Genomic DNA, 14,634 nt, shown 5'->3' on the forward strand with positions numbered 1-14,634 from the left:
TATGCGACGGCAACTAATTCAACCGTATCTCTTTACATTAGGCGTAGCCCTGACCATGTCGGCCTGCTTTAACGAGCCTAATTATTCAAATACCCCCGAGATCAGCTTTAAAAGTTTGTTCAAATACACGCTTGAAGCACAGCGGGGCGTCGGCCGTGGCAAACGCGACTCTGTTGTGCTTACCGTAGGGTTTAAAGATGGCGATGGTAACCTGGGCAACAGCATTCCCCTCGCCCGGGAAGACTCCATCAAGTACAAACAGAACGGAGGCTGGGGTAACTACGAGATTAAAACGTTCCGGCTTATCAACCGGCAGTTTGTGGAGTTCGTCTCGCCCGAATTGCAAACCCTTATTTTTCCTGATCTGACCAAAGGAAAGCCCAAAGGTGCCATTGAAGGCACGCTTGATTTCAACCAGAGCTTCCAGTACGGTTCGTCGTATCAGCTCTACCCGGTCAAGTTCCAGATCCGGATTCGTGACCGCGATTTGAACACGAGCAACGTGGTCGAATCGGATACAGTTAGCCTGCCCTTCCCGCGGTAACTGCTAACTTCTGAGAGAAAGCCTGGTCTGATCGGCCAGGCTTTTTTTAGTCGCTGTTCAGCACAATCCGGAAGGTGGTTCCTTTGCCGACTTCGGAATGCTTGACGTAGAGTCGCCCATCATGGTACTCCTCGACGATACGTTTAGCCAGCGTTAAGCCCAGTCCCCAACCCCTTTTTTTAGTGCTGAACCCCGGCGAAAATACCTTTTGCAGGTTCTTCTTCGAGATTCCTTTTCCGGTATCCGTAATGTCAATGGCCACCTCCTGATGCGGCAAGGGCACCATATTCAGCCGTAGCTCGCCCGTTCCTTTCATGGCATCAACGGCGTTTTTACAGATATTTTCAATCACCCATTCAAACAGCAGCTTATTGATTTTAACCAATTGATTAGGAGGCAACTGGCTATTAAGCGTCATTTTCACCTTGGTGGAAATTCGCCGGGACAAATAGTCAGTAAACTGCTGAACGACCTCGTTCAGGTTCTCTTCTTTCAACGTAGGAATGGAGCCTATGCTCGAGAAACGCGCCGTAATGGTCTCCAAACGCCGTACGTCCTTTTCAATCTCGTCGGTTATCGACTGATCGTACTGCGCCGGATCAGAGCGCATGTACTCAACCCATGCCATCAGCGACGACATAGGCGTGCCCAACTGGTGAGCCGTTTCTTTAGCTAAGCCGACCCAAACGCGATTCTGCTCGGCCCGTCGGGATGAACTAAAGGCCAGATAAGCCAGCACACCCAGGGCCGTTAGAATTGACAGTAAGACATACGGAAAATACGTTAGCTGACGTAACAGATTCGAGTTGCTGTAATAAACAAGGCCCCGTTCGCCGTTACCCAGTTCCACCACAACCGGTGGATGTTTCTTCTTCATTTCCACGATCTTCTGCCGCCAGAAGTCCTGCTTTTCTTTGATAGACAGATGATTAGGCGTATTTACATTAAGCGGCATGGATATATACCCATTGGGGTCGACGTAAATGGCGGGAATCGTCTTGTTAGCTTCCAGAATTTCGCTGGTCACAAAGTTCATGTCCCCGGCATTCGTGTGGCTGGTATCACTGGCATAGGCAATCGCCTTCGTGTATAACTGCACATACTGGTACTCACGATTTTCCAGCTTGTTAATCAGACGATTTGTGTACAGCAACGAACCCGTACCCACCAGCAGTAGATTCAGGGCTACAATAATTTTCAGAATGTTGTTCTGACTATAAATGTCAAATGACTTCAGCATGGCGCGGGGCTCTGATCAGCAACATCAGGATTTACGAACGTAACGACTGATTGAAAGACGGTTTAGTGTGAACCTGAGAATGCGGTGTCCGTTCAAAAATTCCCTTCTTTTATTCGGTTGTGAATCAGGTTCTGTATATGGGTAGTTAACGAAAAAATAAGGCTAATTGTACAAAAAAGAACCTCTGACAAGGCACTTGTGTTCTATCTGTAAATTGGATTGAAGTAAGAAATTTTCCAGTTATTTATATAGTTTCTAAATAACCATTCCGTTTATACAGTGCATTTTCATCTACGGCGATTGTGCTGTAAATTTGCGAAGGCCATTAGCCAATTAGTGTGATTCGGACCAATGCTAGATACATTTAAATCAATTAGTTTATCGCACAAAACGGCCCCGCTCCGGGTACGTGAACTAATTGCACTTAACGAAGACGAAGCGAAGCGCCTGATGCTCCGGCTGCGGGATTTCTTCGGGCTGACGGACTTACTCGTTATCTCGACCTGCAACCGCACGGAGGTATATTACGCTTTTGAACAAGACATTAGCGCTGATATTGCCCGCCTGTTACTTATCGAGAAAGGGCTTCTGGATACCGATAATTACCTGCCTTATTTTCAGTTTTTCGGAGCGCATGAGGAGGCCGTTCGGCATTTGTTTGAAGTATGCGTTGGGTTGCATTCGCAGGTAGTAGGCGATATGCAGATACCGAATCAGGTAAAGCAGTCCTACCAATGGTCGGCGGATCTGGAAATGGCTGGGCCGTTCCTGCATCGGCTGATGCACACGATTTTCTTCACCAACAAGCGGGTTGCTCAGGAAACCGCCTTTCGGGACGGAGCCGCTTCGGTTTCGTACGCGTCCGTTGAACTGATTGACGAACTGGTTGGAGCCAATCAGCACCCCAATATACTGGTTATCGGCTTAGGTGAGATTGGAGCCGATGTATGCAAGAATCTGGCTGATCGCGATGGTCAGAACATCACGCTTTGCAATCGCACGCAGGCGAAATCCGAAGCACTGGCCGAACAGTACGGATTCCGGGTAGCGGATTTTGCAAACCTAACCGACGAAATCCAACGGGCCGATGTCATTATTTCGTCGGTCATGCGCGATGAGCCGCTTATAACGCCGAGCTTACTTCAGGACATCAACGTACTGACCTATAAATACTTTATTGACCTGTCGGTGCCACGTAGCGTCGATGCTGCGGTTGAGCAGATTCCGGGTGTACTGGTTTACAATATTGACCACATCCGGAACCGTGCCGACGAAGCATTGAATCAGCGGTTAGCGGCTATTCCGCAGGTTGAAGTCATTATCGACCAATCGGTAGCCGAGTTCGGCGACTGGTCGAAGGAAATGGTGGTATCACCGACGATCAACAAACTGAAGAATGCCCTGGAGCAAATTCGTCGCGATGAGATTGCCCGTCACCTGAAGCATCTGACAGCCGATGAATCCGAGAAAGTAGACAAGATTACGCGGGGTATTATGCAGAAGATTATTAAGCTTCCGGTTTTGCAGCTGAAGGCGGCCTGCAAACGCGGTGAAGCCGAGACGCTGATTGATGTCCTGAACGACTTATTTGATTTAGAGAAACAAACCGCTGACGAACCTAAACGCGTTTAACAGCAGATAGACTTGATGCAAAGCTCCCGGATTGGCAACGATTTGGGAGCTTTTCGTTGTTATACGGTTGAGTTTCCGCATTAACCCACCCTTGCTATGCCTAAGCTTATCAATGCCCTTCTTCGCCTGTTTCTTATCGCTGTACTGATCGCGGGTCTCATTGCGGTATGGGAGCAGGTACGTACAGCTTCTGTTCTGAGCCGCTTCCGACGTAATGACAGCACGAAAAGCATTGTCCTGAAAGAAGTAACCGCACTGGGTAAGCTCGAATTGGTGAAGTACACCTTCAAAGACATTGTTGAGCATGAACAGGTCAACACGTTGCTGCCCAACGCCAATGCCGTGCTTATTGTAGAAGGCGAAGCCACAGGCTGCATTGACCTGACCCAACTGGCACCCGCCAGTATCGTTACAACCGCAGATTCAGTTATTGTTAAGCTCCCGCAGCCCGAGTTGTGCAGTTGGAAAATCAACCACGATCGCTCCCGGGTGTACGATACTAAATTCTCTTTTTTAGACGAATCCCAATTGGTCAGTGATGCGTATCGCCAGGCGGAAACCCAGATTCATCAGTCGGCTCTAAACGGAGGTGTTCTGGAACAGGCACGCCATAATGCCGATCAGCTCCTGCGGCCTTTGCTGGAACGGGTTTCAAACAAAAAAGTGCGCGTTACGTTCAACCAGTAAACAGAGCTACTGGAGCAATCCGGAGCAACAGCCGTTCCGTATACTGGTTGTTTCCTCTCTTACGAGGTCAATTCAATAGTTTTTGAGTAACATAGCTTTCGAAAAGTCGTTTTCACAATACGAACCTGTCAACGTCCGATGTCCCATGAACACCAATACGCCAACCGTTACAAACGGAGATTTGCTGATTGCCGAGCCTTTCATGGGCGACACGAACTTTGAACGCAGTGTGGTGCTGGTTTGTGAGCATAGCGCGGCCGGTACGTTCGGTCTGGTGCTTAACCAACTGACTGATATTCACCTGAGCGATGTTATCGACGAAGTTCAGGCCGAACTGCCCTTGTTTGTAGGGGGACCGGTGCAGCAGAACACGCTGCATTTTATTCACCGACGCCCCGATCTGATCGACAACTCGATCCGGATAAACGACGGTTTATTCTGGAGTGGCGACTTTGATCAGGTCAAGCAGGCCGTCAATTTAGGTACCCTGGCCGACAAGGATATTCGGTTCTTTATCGGGTATTCGGGCTGGAGCGAAGGACAGCTCGACGAAGAACTTGGGCAAAAGGCCTGGATCGTCAGCCGGACCGATGCTAACTTTCTGTTTAACACGCCCACCAGCGAATTCTGGCGGGGTGTTTTAAAGCGGATGGGGGGAGAATATAAATCCATTGCCCATTATCCGGTTGACCCACGGCTGAATTAACTTTTTTTAACCAATTTTGCGGGCTGATAATGCGTTATCGAAGGGTCTATTCTCTTCCAACAGTTCCCGTATGCATACGAATCGATTACTCTTTTTTGCGTTTCTGGTCTTCTCGCCCTTTTTCGCCTGGGCGCAAAGTAATAACCCCGTTGGTGGCCACTTCGGTTTTAAGGCCGGTGCGTCGCTAACGCAGGTACAGATTTCCGGCATTAGCCCAAATATTCCCAAGCAGACGTTGCAACCTCACCTGGGGGTTATGTATCGGTACCGGCTTCAGCGGTTTGTGATCCAACCCGAGGTTCTGCTTTCTATAAAGGGCGCGAACTTCCAGATCGAGCGCGTGGGTGGCCGTCAGACAACGGGTAACAGCTATTACTACGCCAGCGTACCCGTCCTGTTTGGCTTCATTCCGACCGAAGGCATTACGTTGCAGGTTGGCCCGGAGTTCAGCTATGCCCTGAACGCTGGTCAGACGAACGGCCCCGGTGCCAAAAACGATGTCGGCCTGGTGGTTGGTGCTCATTACGATTTCCTTGATCTGCTCGATAAGCTTAGTTTGCACGTCCGGTACGTACAGGGCTACACCGACGTATCGCCCGAACCGCTGGCTACGTATAAAAACCGGGCGTTCCAGGTTGCGGTTGTTTACAACTTTTATAAAAAGAAAAAGAAGTAAGCTCCAATAAGCCGGTAGGCGTATACCGCTCTTTATAAACTCCGTGTTCGTTCCTGACGCTTGTGGCCACCTAACTTATGCTCTCTGATTTCGGCATCATTTTACTGTTCATTGTGGCTGCCTTTGCCTTTATCGGCATTGTCTTGTTTATTGCTCGGCTCTTGCGCCCCGACCGGCCAAACGTCGAGAAAAACAGTACGTATGAGTCGGGAGAAGAACCCATCGGCAACGCGAATGTGCAGTTCAACATTCGGTTCTACGTAGTGGCGCTGGTGTTCGTGCTGTTCGACGTAGAGCTGGTGTTTCTGTTCCCCTGGGCTACGGTGTTTGGTCAGTCACGACTGATTGAAGCTACGAATGGGGCCTGGGGCTGGTTTGCGCTGGCTGAAGCCGTACTGTTTGTGGGTATACTCGGATTAGGCCTGGCCTATGTATGGGCTAAAGGGTATCTGGACTGGGTGAAACCAGACCCGAAGGTGCCCACTATGAACACGAAAGTACCAAAAGCCTTGTATGACCAGGTAAACGCCAAATACCGCTCTGCAGTGGGTACTGAGCCTCCGCAAACCAGTTAGCCTTTATGAGATATTACGCGCTGGCTTTTCTGCTGTTATGCGTACCGGCTGCGTATGCCCAAACGTCTAAACCGGAGTCGTATAAAATCAAGATCGTTACGCTGGAAGGAGATCGGTTCATCGGCATCCTGGATGACGTCTCGCAGACAGCGATCAGCCTAAGTAACGAGACAAGTAACGGGTTTCGGTATGAAGATAGCGAGGTTCCGCTGGCTAACATCCGGAAGGTGGTTCTGCGCCGGAACAACCGAAAAAAAAGTGCCATTCACGGGAGCGTTATTGGTGCGCTGGTGCTGGGCTACACGGTCATTCAATCGTCAAAGAAAAATGGATTTCGTAGTCCGGCGGTCTACGGCCTTAACCTTGGTCTAGCAATGATTGGCGGTGCAGCTGCCGGTGGCTTGTTAGGCTACCACATTGGGCCAATCTCCCGGAAAGTAATTCGGCCACGCGGCAGAGATCGTGAGGAAGCCCGCGAAAACCTGCGCCGACAGCTCGAACCGTTTACGTACTCGTATCAAATCGATGTCCTGAACCGCGCTCAACCCTAATGCGATGTTTTGTAAATTAACGGCATGAATTTATCTGACCCATCCAATAAAACCGGCGAAGCAAGTATCATTCTGCTGCACTCGGAAGAACTACTGAACTGGTCGCGGGAGAAGTCGCTGTGGCCTATGAGTTTCGGTCTGGCCTGCTGCGCCATCGAAATGATGCAGGCGTTCGCGGCTAATTATGATCTTGATCGATTCGGCATTTTTCCGCGCCCTTCCCCTCGTCAGTCCGACATCATGATTGTGTCGGGTACGGTAACTTACAAAATGGCCGACCGCATCCGGCGGCTGTACGAGCAGATGCCGGAGCCGCGTTACGTGATTTCGATGGGCTCCTGCTCGAACTGTGGCGGCCCGTACTGGCAGCACGGCTATCATGTCGTCAAAGGTGTCGACCGGATCATTCCCGTGGATGTGTACGTACCGGGCTGTCCGCCACGACCCGAAGCATTGATCGATGGATTTCTGAAACTTCAGGAAAAAATCAGAACCGAACATCCGCTGCTGAACTCGAAATAACTTTTCTAAGCTGTGCCTGTCTTATCCAGCACTTTTCGGCAAACCCTTACCGCGCTTCGGCTGCTCTGGCTGATGTATGGCGTTACGCTGGTGTTGGGCCTATTGGCAGCTATTCCGTTTTACAACACACTGAAAGCCGAAGGCCAGAGTTCGCTGGCCTTTCTGAATCTGCTGGACGGATTCGATTATACGGTGTATTCGGACTTTATACATCAAAGCGGAAAAACGATTGATCCCTTGCTGAGCGTTGGCCGCTGGCTGGGAGTTCTATACGTATTCCTGAGCTTGTTTTTCGCGGGTGGTGTTTTGGTTTGCTTTGCTCAACCTCAGGGACGGGTTAATGCGGGTATCTTCTGGCAGGCGTGTAGCCATTACGTCGGCCGCTTCGCTCGGTTAGCTGGTGTAACCGTCCTGTTTCTGGTAGCCGGGGCAGGTGTCTGGCTTATAATTGGTACGCTGGCTGGCGTTCTGCTTAGCGATACGTTGACCGAGCGCGGTCTATTCTGGATAGGTGCTGCTTTCTTTGGTTTGTTCGTTTCAACGGCTACACTCGTCCTTTGCATCAGTGACTATGCGAAAGTGCTCATGTTTCGCGAAGACGAACCCAACGCCTTCCGTGCATTCGGGCAGGCGGGGCGGCTCGTGTTACGTAATCTTCGCAAAACCTACGGATTATACTGGTTCTTCCTGTTGATTGGCGCGGGGCTGCTTAGCCTTTACCTGTTGCTGGATGCCACAATTCTAATGAATGGCTGGCTTACCATTTTCCTGATGTTTCTCATCCAGCAGGCGTTAGTTTTTGCCAGGATCGGCCTGAAGGTGTGGGCGCTTGGCGCAGCTTATTGCATCTATACAACACTACCCAAGCCCGTGATTTCGCTGGTGCACGTTTCAGGAGTCAACCAGTCGCCAGATCCACTTGAATCAGAAGACAACCCGGAAGCGCCTTCTGCTACCAGCTAACAGGTAAGATTAGATTTACCCTTCAAACGCAATGCGCACTGAAACCGGCCTCTCCCGTTTGGGGGCTTACAGCACCTGCCCGATTCCAAACAGCACCACAAACAATAGTGTCGTCAGGGCAAGTTGGCCTAAGCGTGCGTTTAGCTCAACCGGTCGTTTGTGGGTAGCGACCGCCCGACCGTTTATGACGAATAAGGGGAAAGCCAGTATGTATAGGTAACTGAACCAATTTGCACTGGTAAGAAACGAGTACACCAGGGCGCAAAACATTCCGGCAAGGAGCAGCCCCCAATGGTAACGGATGGCTAACGATAGCCCCAGCCGTGACGGAATCGAGCGTTTACCGGTCATTGTATCCGTTTCGATATCCCGGATATTATTGATATTCAGAACGCCGGTAGCGAATAAGCCAACACTGGTTGCAGGTAATAAGAGAATCGGGCTGAAGGATAACGTATGCAGGAAGTACGTACCCAGCACGCCAACCCAGCCGAAGAACATCAGAACAGCAATATCGCCAAAGCCCGCATAGCCATACGGACGTTTGCCGTTCGTATACCCAATCGCTGCAGCAATCGACAATAAGCCAAGGATGAAGAAGAACCAGAAAATGCTGGCGTCGGCCTTCTGAAACGAAACGACCAGCAACCAGACACCGCTGATTAGCGAAAGAATTGACGTAACGATGATTCCACGCAGCATCGCTTCCTTGGTAATGTCGCCCGTTGCTACGGCCCGGCGCGGACCTACCCGCAACTCGGTGTCTTTACCCGACACGGCATCACCGTAATCGTTCGCAAAATTGGAAAGAATCTGAAGGAAGATAGTGGTCAGCGCGGCTAACAGCGCGATCCGCCAGTCAAACTGCAGATCGGCCCAGGCCAGAAAGCTGCCAAGGATAATACTAGCTAAAGCCAGCGGCAGTGTACGTGGCCGGGCAGCTGCAACCCAGGGATTCATCATAGTTGAAAGTGTGAAAGTGCGAAAGAGTGAAAGAGCGAACAGGACTTACTGCTTTTGTTCGCTCTTTCACTCTTTCGCACTTTCACTCATTGTTTAAATGCCTACTGCCTTCTTGAATTCTTCGTCGTCGGGTTTGATCTTCGACGCGAAGAAGTGCGTTAGTTCGCCTTTTTCGTTGATGACGTATTTGCAGAAGTTCCAGGTTGGGGCTTTGTCGTTCCAGCCGTTCATTGACTTGGTTGTCAGCCACTGATATAGTGGAGACTGATCATTACCGGCCACGCTTACTTTTTCGAACATCGGAAACGATACGCCGTAATTTTTCTGGCAGAATGAAGCAATTTCTTCGTTGCTACCTGGCTCCTGACTCGCGAAGTTGTTGGCTGGAAAGCCGAGTACGACGATTTTGTCGCCATGCTGCTTGTAAAACTTCTCCCAATCGGCGTACTGGGGCGTAAACCCACACTTCGACGCTACGTTCAGGATAACGACTTTCTTTCCTTTGAAACCACTGAGCGATACGGGTTTGCCGTCGATGCTTTTTACGGTGAAGTCGTAAAGCGACTTGGTGGGAGCGTCGATTTCAGCCGGGGCTACAGCGATTTCACTTTTATCGCTGAAAATGCCTTTCACAATGTTTTTAAACATAAAACCAGAAGCAAGAATAAACACACCAAGAGCGGTGAGTGTAAGTAGGATTCTATTTTTCATAGCGAACTAGGGGTAAGAACTTGGGTTTGTTTGGATTACTGGCAAAACGGGATGATCAACGAAATAGTTTACGGATTGTAAATTCTAATCGATTGTTAATCGGTGACGTCACGAATATACACTTTTATTCCGCCGACGCGGGGCGCAACCAGGTTGTAAACGACGGCAAACAAGGCCCCGAATATCAGTCCAAGCAGTCCGTAAAAGACAGGCAGAAAGATGGCTGCGAACATGCCCCCTCTCATCATCATGCCCATGCCTGACCGACCAAGCATAGGGCTTAGGCTTAGTATAGATCCAAATGCGAGCATCATCAACGCAATGAATAAGCCAAAAACCGCGAGCACCGCCCCATAAACAAGCGCTACCGACGTTACATCCAACTTCATAATTTCTCGTTTCATTCTGTGCAGAATTAAAAGTTTACGAGATGAATGTAAAGACTTTATGGAAGCGTCTATCAGCAAGTGGTTACATTTTTTTCGGAACCTGTATGCCCAGTAGATCCATGCTCTTACGGATGGTTTCAGCGACCGATTTCGACAGTATAATACGCGTATGCAGCTTAACCGGATCAGTCTCTTTTAGGATTGATAGCTTGTCGTAGAACTGATTAAACGTCTTCGCTAACTCATAGACGTATTGCGCAATGTACGACGGAGCGTAGTCGTCACCGGCCTCTTTTACCCGCTGCGGAAACTGACTGAGCTGAAACACCAGCTGCTGCTCAATCTCATCTAAGATACTGGCCTCTACAACTCCATCGGTCAATACGCCCATCTCAGCTGCTTTCCGTAAAACGGATTGAATACGGGCGTGAACGTATTGAATGTAGGGCCCCGTATTGCCGTGCAGATCTACGGATTCGGCGGGGTTGAACTGCATCCGCTTCTGGGGATCAACTTTCAGCAGGTAATATTTAAGGGCGCCCAGCCCCAGCATCTTAAACAACTCAGCTTTCTCAGCTTCGCTGAATTCGTCGAGTTTACCTTTGGCGGCTTCGTCGGCGGCAGTGGCAGCGGCTTCGGTGGTTTCCTGGATCAGATCGTCGGCGTCGACAACCGTACCTTCCCGCGATTTCATCTTACCCGTTGGCAGATCGACCATCCCATACGACAGGTGATACAGTCCGTTGGCGTACGGCCGACCGAGTCGTTTCAGGATAGCGAACAATACGTTGAAATGGTAATCCTGCTCGTTGCCAACCACCCAGATCTGACGGTCGTTGTGAAAATCCTGGTATTTCAGATCGGTCGTGCCGAGGTCCTGGGTCATATACACCGACGTACCGTCGGCGCGCAAAACGAGCTTCTGGTCCAGTCCTTCTTCGGTCAGATCGATCCAGACCGAACTATCGTCTTTGCGGTAAAAAACGCCTTTTTGCAGGCCTTCTTCGACAACTTCTTTACCCAGCAGATACGTATTCGATTCGTAGTACGTCTTATCGAAGCTTACGCCAATGCTTTGGTACGTAGCATCAAAACCGGCATACACCCAGTCGTTCAGTTGCCGCCAGAGCGCAACGGTATCCGGATCACCCTGCTCCCACAGGCGTAGCATCTGCTGAACTTCCTGCATCAAGGGAGCCTTCTTTTCGGCTTCTTCCTTCGGCGTTCCCTGACTAACCATCTCCTCGACCTGCGCCTTATACGCTTTGTCGAACAGGACGTAGTACTTACCAATCAGGTGATCGCCTTTCATGCCTGCCGACTCCGGCGTTTCGCCATTGCCGAACATGCGATAGGCCAGCATGGATTTGCAGATGTGCACGCCACGGTCGTTGACGATGCAGGTTTTGGCAACATCGTAGCCGTTGGCTTTCAGGATGCGGCTTACCGAATCGCCCAGGAAGTTGTTACGCAGGTGCCCAAGGTGCAGCGGTTTGTTGGTATTCGGCGACGAAAACTCAACCATAACCGACTGCCCTTTCGAGGGCAACGTACCGAAGTTGGCATCAGCAGCAATGTCGTTGATGACGGTAACCCAGGCAGCATCGGCAACGCTGATATTAAGGAATCCCTGCACGACGTTGAAGCCACTAACGACGTCGCTGTTTTTAACCAACCAACTGCCGATGGCCTGTCCAATCGCTGCGGGCGGTTGCCGAAGGGCTTTCGTTAGTGAGAACGTAACGAACGTATACAGTCCTTCAAATTCTTTTTTGGTCGGTTGCAAAACCACCTCCACACCCTCCTGCTGATACAGCTCAGCAATAGCGCGTTGAATGGCTCCTTTTAAATCTTCCTGAATATCCATGAACGAGTTGAACCGCCTGTCTTGCGGTTTGCGGTTACAAACCTACGAAATATAGCCGGAGGTACGGCATTACGTCTGTTTGGAACCTTAACCGTCCGTTAAGGCTGTAACACAGTGGTGCTTTCCGCTACCGACTGCACCTTGGGCCTGGAGAAGAACACTGGGAAGTAGCTATTTTCAGCCCAGATTGGGAATAAATCCCAGTAATGTGGACTCGCCGGATCGCCCGACTGACCTGGACTATTGATGCCCAAGGTTTTATCCCAATTTTCGGTGTCTACTACAATGCGAAAGGATGCCCCGTGCGTTTGGTTCAGATCATTGGCTGTGGCATTTACCGTTTCGGCGTACCCACCCCGAGCTACCGGCCCAAGGTTAATTTTCTGTTGCATCGCCTTGTCGACCATATTATTCAGCGGGTGCGTAATGGTGATGTGTTTGTTTTTACGCTGCCCATACACCCAGTCCTCCATCTCGTTACCAAGCCGTTTCGAGAGTTCAGCTACGGCCCGGTCCAGACAGGTTAATAGCAAACTATCGCGATTGGTAGTCGGAACCAGCAGGGCATCAATCACCCGCTTCGAGGGTAAGCTTTTGAGATAAGGCCGGGCATTTTGAGGTACGTTTTGCGCGTAAACCGCTTGTTTTAACTGCCCTTCCCACGCTACGTAGATCGAAGCCGCCACCGAACTCGGCTCAAGTTTGTAATCCCACCGCCGTAAATACGCCAACGCCTGTTCGGTGCGGTTTTCGGTCGATGAGAGATTTTGCAGCAAGGGCACCAACGTTCGGGCCGGAACAGCGAGATAGTCAGCCTGTAGGGCCATAAAATCCGTCAGAGTCTTGCGCTTTCCATCGTTTAGCACTTCTTCGATCCGGTGCGCCCGAACCGGACTCGACCAGGTCCAGCCAACAGCATTGCGGTGCGGGTAGTTAATAGGCGTAAGGTTGTTGTTTGCCGTTACTACGTATCCTTCCGGTGGGTTAAGCTTGTTGGGCAGCTGCGTAATGGGCAGGTACCCACCCCACTCAAAGCGACCATCGCCAGGAACGGGCACCAGTCCCGTAAAATTCCTGCGAATGGGCGATAAGCCAACTGACTGCCAGCCAATCGTCCCGGTTTTATCAGCCCAGATCATATTCTCCCCCGGCAGCCGACTGAACGCACAAGCCTGGCGAAATTCGGTCCAGTTACGGGCCTGATTCATGCGTAAGCTCGCCAGATAAGGTGAACAGCCTACCTCCAGCCACCCCGCCCGAACGGCGTAGGCTTTGTGGTTCTTCTTGTCTTCGTAAACCACGGGACCGTGCCGGGTGAACTTCAACTCTTCCTGCACTGCTGGTGCGCCTTTCACGGGAATAGTTTCGGCCAGGGTTTTCATGCTCACCCAGCGGCCTTTGTAACGGTACTGATTCGGATTCGCCGGATTGGTTTCGTAGACGTATAGGTCTTCGTTGTCCGTCTCGAAAATGGTCAGTCCCCAGGCACCATGATCGTTGTGTCCAATGGAAATGCCGGGCAGCGTCGGCTCTCCGGCACCTATTACGTTCCAGCCCGGCGCGTTCAGGTGAACCCAGTACCGGAGCGAGGGCGTAGACTGCGCCCGGTGCGGGTCATTCGCCAGCATCGGATAACCACTGGCTGATTTATTTCCCGAAATAACCCAATTGTTCGAGCCGACGTACTGCCTGTCTACGTTAAACCAGTCATCGATTGCCTCTCTGGAACGTAGTGCTTCGTCTTCGTCAGCTTTGGTAGGCTGACCACCAAATTTTAAGGGCAACCGAAACGCTTCGTATAAGTCAAGAATAGGCTGAAACAACTCGTCGCCGTTCACGTGGAGCGTTAGGTCGGGTTGGTCGGCTTTACCGCCTGTGGGCAGGGGATGAAACCATTGCAACTCCCGAAGTTTATCAGCGCCGATCAGCTTCACCAAGCGTCCATAGTTCAGCTCTTCACGTACGTTATAGGCTAGCCCCTGGTGTCGGCTGATGACCACCTCGGGTGTCCAAAGCCCTGGTTTCGTGTTGAGTACCTGAAATTCAAACGGTAGCTTTTCGGGCGTTTTAAGGATCTGCGTGATGTAGGCATTGACCCCTTCTACAAACGCTCTTACGATCTGCGGACCACGCGGGTGATAGTGCTTCAGCTCCTGATCTAGGTTGCCGCGAAACCGAAACAGTCGGGTACCGATGTCGCGTTTTACTTCCTGCGGCCCAAGCAGCTCCGCCACCGTACCCGTTGCCTGCCGACGCCAGATTTCCAGTTGAAAGAGTCGATCCTGAGCTGCGGCATAGCCCTGCGCAAAGAACAGATCATGTTCATTTTTTGCATAGATATGGTTGACGCCCCAGCGGTCCCGGATCATTTCGACGGGCTGCTGCAAACCCGGTATTCGTTGCGAAAAAGAAGAATGGGTTGTAAGGAGAAGTAAGGCAAGCAGAAGAAATGAACGCATAGCGTGGTACGTAGTTGAAATAAGCCGGTTAACGCTGTACACAATACAACGTTAACTGACATTTAACAACCGTACCTATTTCTTTTTGTTACTTAACGTGAATTACAAATAAGCACTTGAATGATAATAGTCGGTTTTTTACCATCCCA

At 50.6% G+C, this 14,634-nt stretch carries 15 protein-coding genes; 9 read left to right on the forward strand and 6 right to left on the reverse strand.

Annotation, left to right across the window (positions count from 1 at the left end; all coding sequences use genetic code 11):
* Position 1 precedes the first annotated feature (1 nt).
* Positions 2-544: a hypothetical protein gene (locus ACYVBJ_RS03070; protein ID WP_460980834.1), complete on the forward strand. Its 543-nt coding sequence runs from the start codon at positions 2-4 to the stop codon at positions 542-544.
* Between the two features lie 46 nt (positions 545-590).
* On the opposite strand, the gene ACYVBJ_RS03075 is transcribed toward ACYVBJ_RS03070, so the two are convergent.
* Positions 591-1,784, reverse strand: coding sequence for a sensor histidine kinase (locus ACYVBJ_RS03075; RefSeq protein ID WP_460980835.1), 1,194 nt, complete (start codon positions 1,782-1,784; stop codon positions 591-593).
* Positions 1,785-2,135: 351 nt separating this feature from the next.
* Here ACYVBJ_RS03075 and hemA point away from each other — a divergent pair, with 351 nt between their 5' ends.
* The 8 genes from hemA to ACYVBJ_RS03115 all read left to right on the forward strand — a co-directional run bounded on the left by hemA (position 2,136) and on the right by ACYVBJ_RS03115 (position 8,096).
* Entirely contained in the window at positions 2,136-3,416 is a 1,281-nt protein-coding gene (hemA, locus tag ACYVBJ_RS03080; RefSeq protein ID WP_460980836.1) for a glutamyl-tRNA reductase, read from the forward strand.
* 96 nt (positions 3,417-3,512) lie between these two features.
* Positions 3,513-4,103, forward strand: a complete 591-nt coding sequence (locus ACYVBJ_RS03085; RefSeq protein WP_460980837.1) for a DUF4230 domain-containing protein — start codon at positions 3,513-3,515, stop codon at positions 4,101-4,103.
* 145 nt (positions 4,104-4,248) lie between these two features.
* Complete coding sequence (locus ACYVBJ_RS03090) at positions 4,249-4,809, forward strand: YqgE/AlgH family protein (protein ID WP_460980838.1); 561 nt, start codon at positions 4,249-4,251, stop codon at positions 4,807-4,809.
* A gap of 70 nt (positions 4,810-4,879) precedes the next feature.
* Positions 4,880-5,485 (forward strand): outer membrane beta-barrel protein, encoded by a 606-nt coding sequence (locus tag ACYVBJ_RS03095; RefSeq protein WP_460980839.1) that lies wholly within the window; start codon positions 4,880-4,882, stop codon positions 5,483-5,485.
* Between the two features lie 77 nt (positions 5,486-5,562).
* Entirely contained in the window at positions 5,563-6,060 is a 498-nt protein-coding gene (locus tag ACYVBJ_RS03100; RefSeq protein ID WP_460980840.1) for an NADH-quinone oxidoreductase subunit A, read from the forward strand.
* A gap of 5 nt (positions 6,061-6,065) precedes the next feature.
* Complete coding sequence (locus ACYVBJ_RS03105) at positions 6,066-6,611, forward strand: hypothetical protein (RefSeq protein WP_460980841.1); 546 nt, start codon at positions 6,066-6,068, stop codon at positions 6,609-6,611.
* A 24-nt stretch (positions 6,612-6,635) separates the two neighbouring features.
* Positions 6,636-7,133 carry an NADH-quinone oxidoreductase subunit B gene (locus ACYVBJ_RS03110; protein ID WP_460980842.1) on the forward strand — a complete coding sequence of 166 codons (498 nt, stop codon included), beginning with the start codon at positions 6,636-6,638 and terminating at the stop codon, positions 7,131-7,133.
* Between the two features lie 12 nt (positions 7,134-7,145).
* Entirely contained in the window at positions 7,146-8,096 is a 951-nt protein-coding gene (locus tag ACYVBJ_RS03115; RefSeq protein ID WP_460980843.1) for a hypothetical protein, read from the forward strand.
* 66 nt (positions 8,097-8,162) lie between these two features.
* Here ACYVBJ_RS03115 and ACYVBJ_RS03120 read toward each other — a convergent pair whose 3' ends face one another.
* From ACYVBJ_RS03120 to ACYVBJ_RS03140, 5 genes are all read right to left on the reverse strand, one after another.
* On the reverse strand, positions 8,163-9,056 hold the full coding sequence (locus ACYVBJ_RS03120; protein ID WP_460981264.1) for a 1,4-dihydroxy-2-naphthoate polyprenyltransferase: 894 nt from the start codon (positions 9,054-9,056) through the stop codon (positions 8,163-8,165).
* A 96-nt stretch (positions 9,057-9,152) separates the two neighbouring features.
* Entirely contained in the window at positions 9,153-9,770 is a 618-nt protein-coding gene (locus ACYVBJ_RS03125) for a glutathione peroxidase (RefSeq protein ID WP_460974517.1), read from the reverse strand.
* A gap of 95 nt (positions 9,771-9,865) precedes the next feature.
* Positions 9,866-10,174 (reverse strand): hypothetical protein, encoded by a 309-nt coding sequence (locus ACYVBJ_RS03130; RefSeq protein WP_460980844.1) that lies wholly within the window; start codon positions 10,172-10,174, stop codon positions 9,866-9,868.
* Positions 10,175-10,241: 67 nt separating this feature from the next.
* A complete protein-coding gene (gene argS, locus ACYVBJ_RS03135) occupies positions 10,242-12,026 on the reverse strand; it encodes an arginine--tRNA ligase (RefSeq protein WP_460980845.1) in 1,785 nt (594 codons plus the stop codon).
* 98 nt (positions 12,027-12,124) lie between these two features.
* Entirely contained in the window at positions 12,125-14,485 is a 2,361-nt protein-coding gene (locus ACYVBJ_RS03140; RefSeq protein ID WP_460980846.1) for a penicillin acylase family protein, read from the reverse strand.
* Positions 14,486-14,634 lie beyond the last annotated feature (149 nt).

The organism is Spirosoma fluminis (genome assembly GCF_054778895.1).

Coding starts and splice junctions, on each gene's coding strand:
- hemA (WP_460980836.1), top strand. CDS start 2,136: ATGCTAGATACATTTAAATCAATTAGTTTATCGCACAAAACGGCCCCG.
- ACYVBJ_RS03125 (WP_460974517.1), bottom strand. CDS start 9,770: ATGAAAAATAGAATCCTACTTACACTCACCGCTCTTGGTGTGTTTATT.
- ACYVBJ_RS03085 (WP_460980837.1), top strand. CDS start 3,513: ATGCCTAAGCTTATCAATGCCCTTCTTCGCCTGTTTCTTATCGCTGTA.
- ACYVBJ_RS03095 (WP_460980839.1), top strand. CDS start 4,880: ATGCATACGAATCGATTACTCTTTTTTGCGTTTCTGGTCTTCTCGCCC.
- ACYVBJ_RS03100 (WP_460980840.1), top strand. CDS start 5,563: ATGCTCTCTGATTTCGGCATCATTTTACTGTTCATTGTGGCTGCCTTT.
- ACYVBJ_RS03120 (WP_460981264.1), bottom strand. CDS start 9,056: ATGAATCCCTGGGTTGCAGCTGCCCGGCCACGTACACTGCCGCTGGCT.
- ACYVBJ_RS03070 (WP_460980834.1), top strand. CDS start 2: ATGCGACGGCAACTAATTCAACCGTATCTCTTTACATTAGGCGTAGCC.
- ACYVBJ_RS03140 (WP_460980846.1), bottom strand. CDS start 14,485: ATGCGTTCATTTCTTCTGCTTGCCTTACTTCTCCTTACAACCCATTCT.
- ACYVBJ_RS03105 (WP_460980841.1), top strand. CDS start 6,066: ATGAGATATTACGCGCTGGCTTTTCTGCTGTTATGCGTACCGGCTGCG.
- ACYVBJ_RS03075 (WP_460980835.1), bottom strand. CDS start 1,784: ATGCTGAAGTCATTTGACATTTATAGTCAGAACAACATTCTGAAAATT.
- ACYVBJ_RS03090 (WP_460980838.1), top strand. CDS start 4,249: ATGAACACCAATACGCCAACCGTTACAAACGGAGATTTGCTGATTGCC.
- ACYVBJ_RS03110 (WP_460980842.1), top strand. CDS start 6,636: ATGAATTTATCTGACCCATCCAATAAAACCGGCGAAGCAAGTATCATT.
- argS (WP_460980845.1), bottom strand. CDS start 12,026: ATGGATATTCAGGAAGATTTAAAAGGAGCCATTCAACGCGCTATTGCT.
- ACYVBJ_RS03130 (WP_460980844.1), bottom strand. CDS start 10,174: ATGAAACGAGAAATTATGAAGTTGGATGTAACGTCGGTAGCGCTTGTT.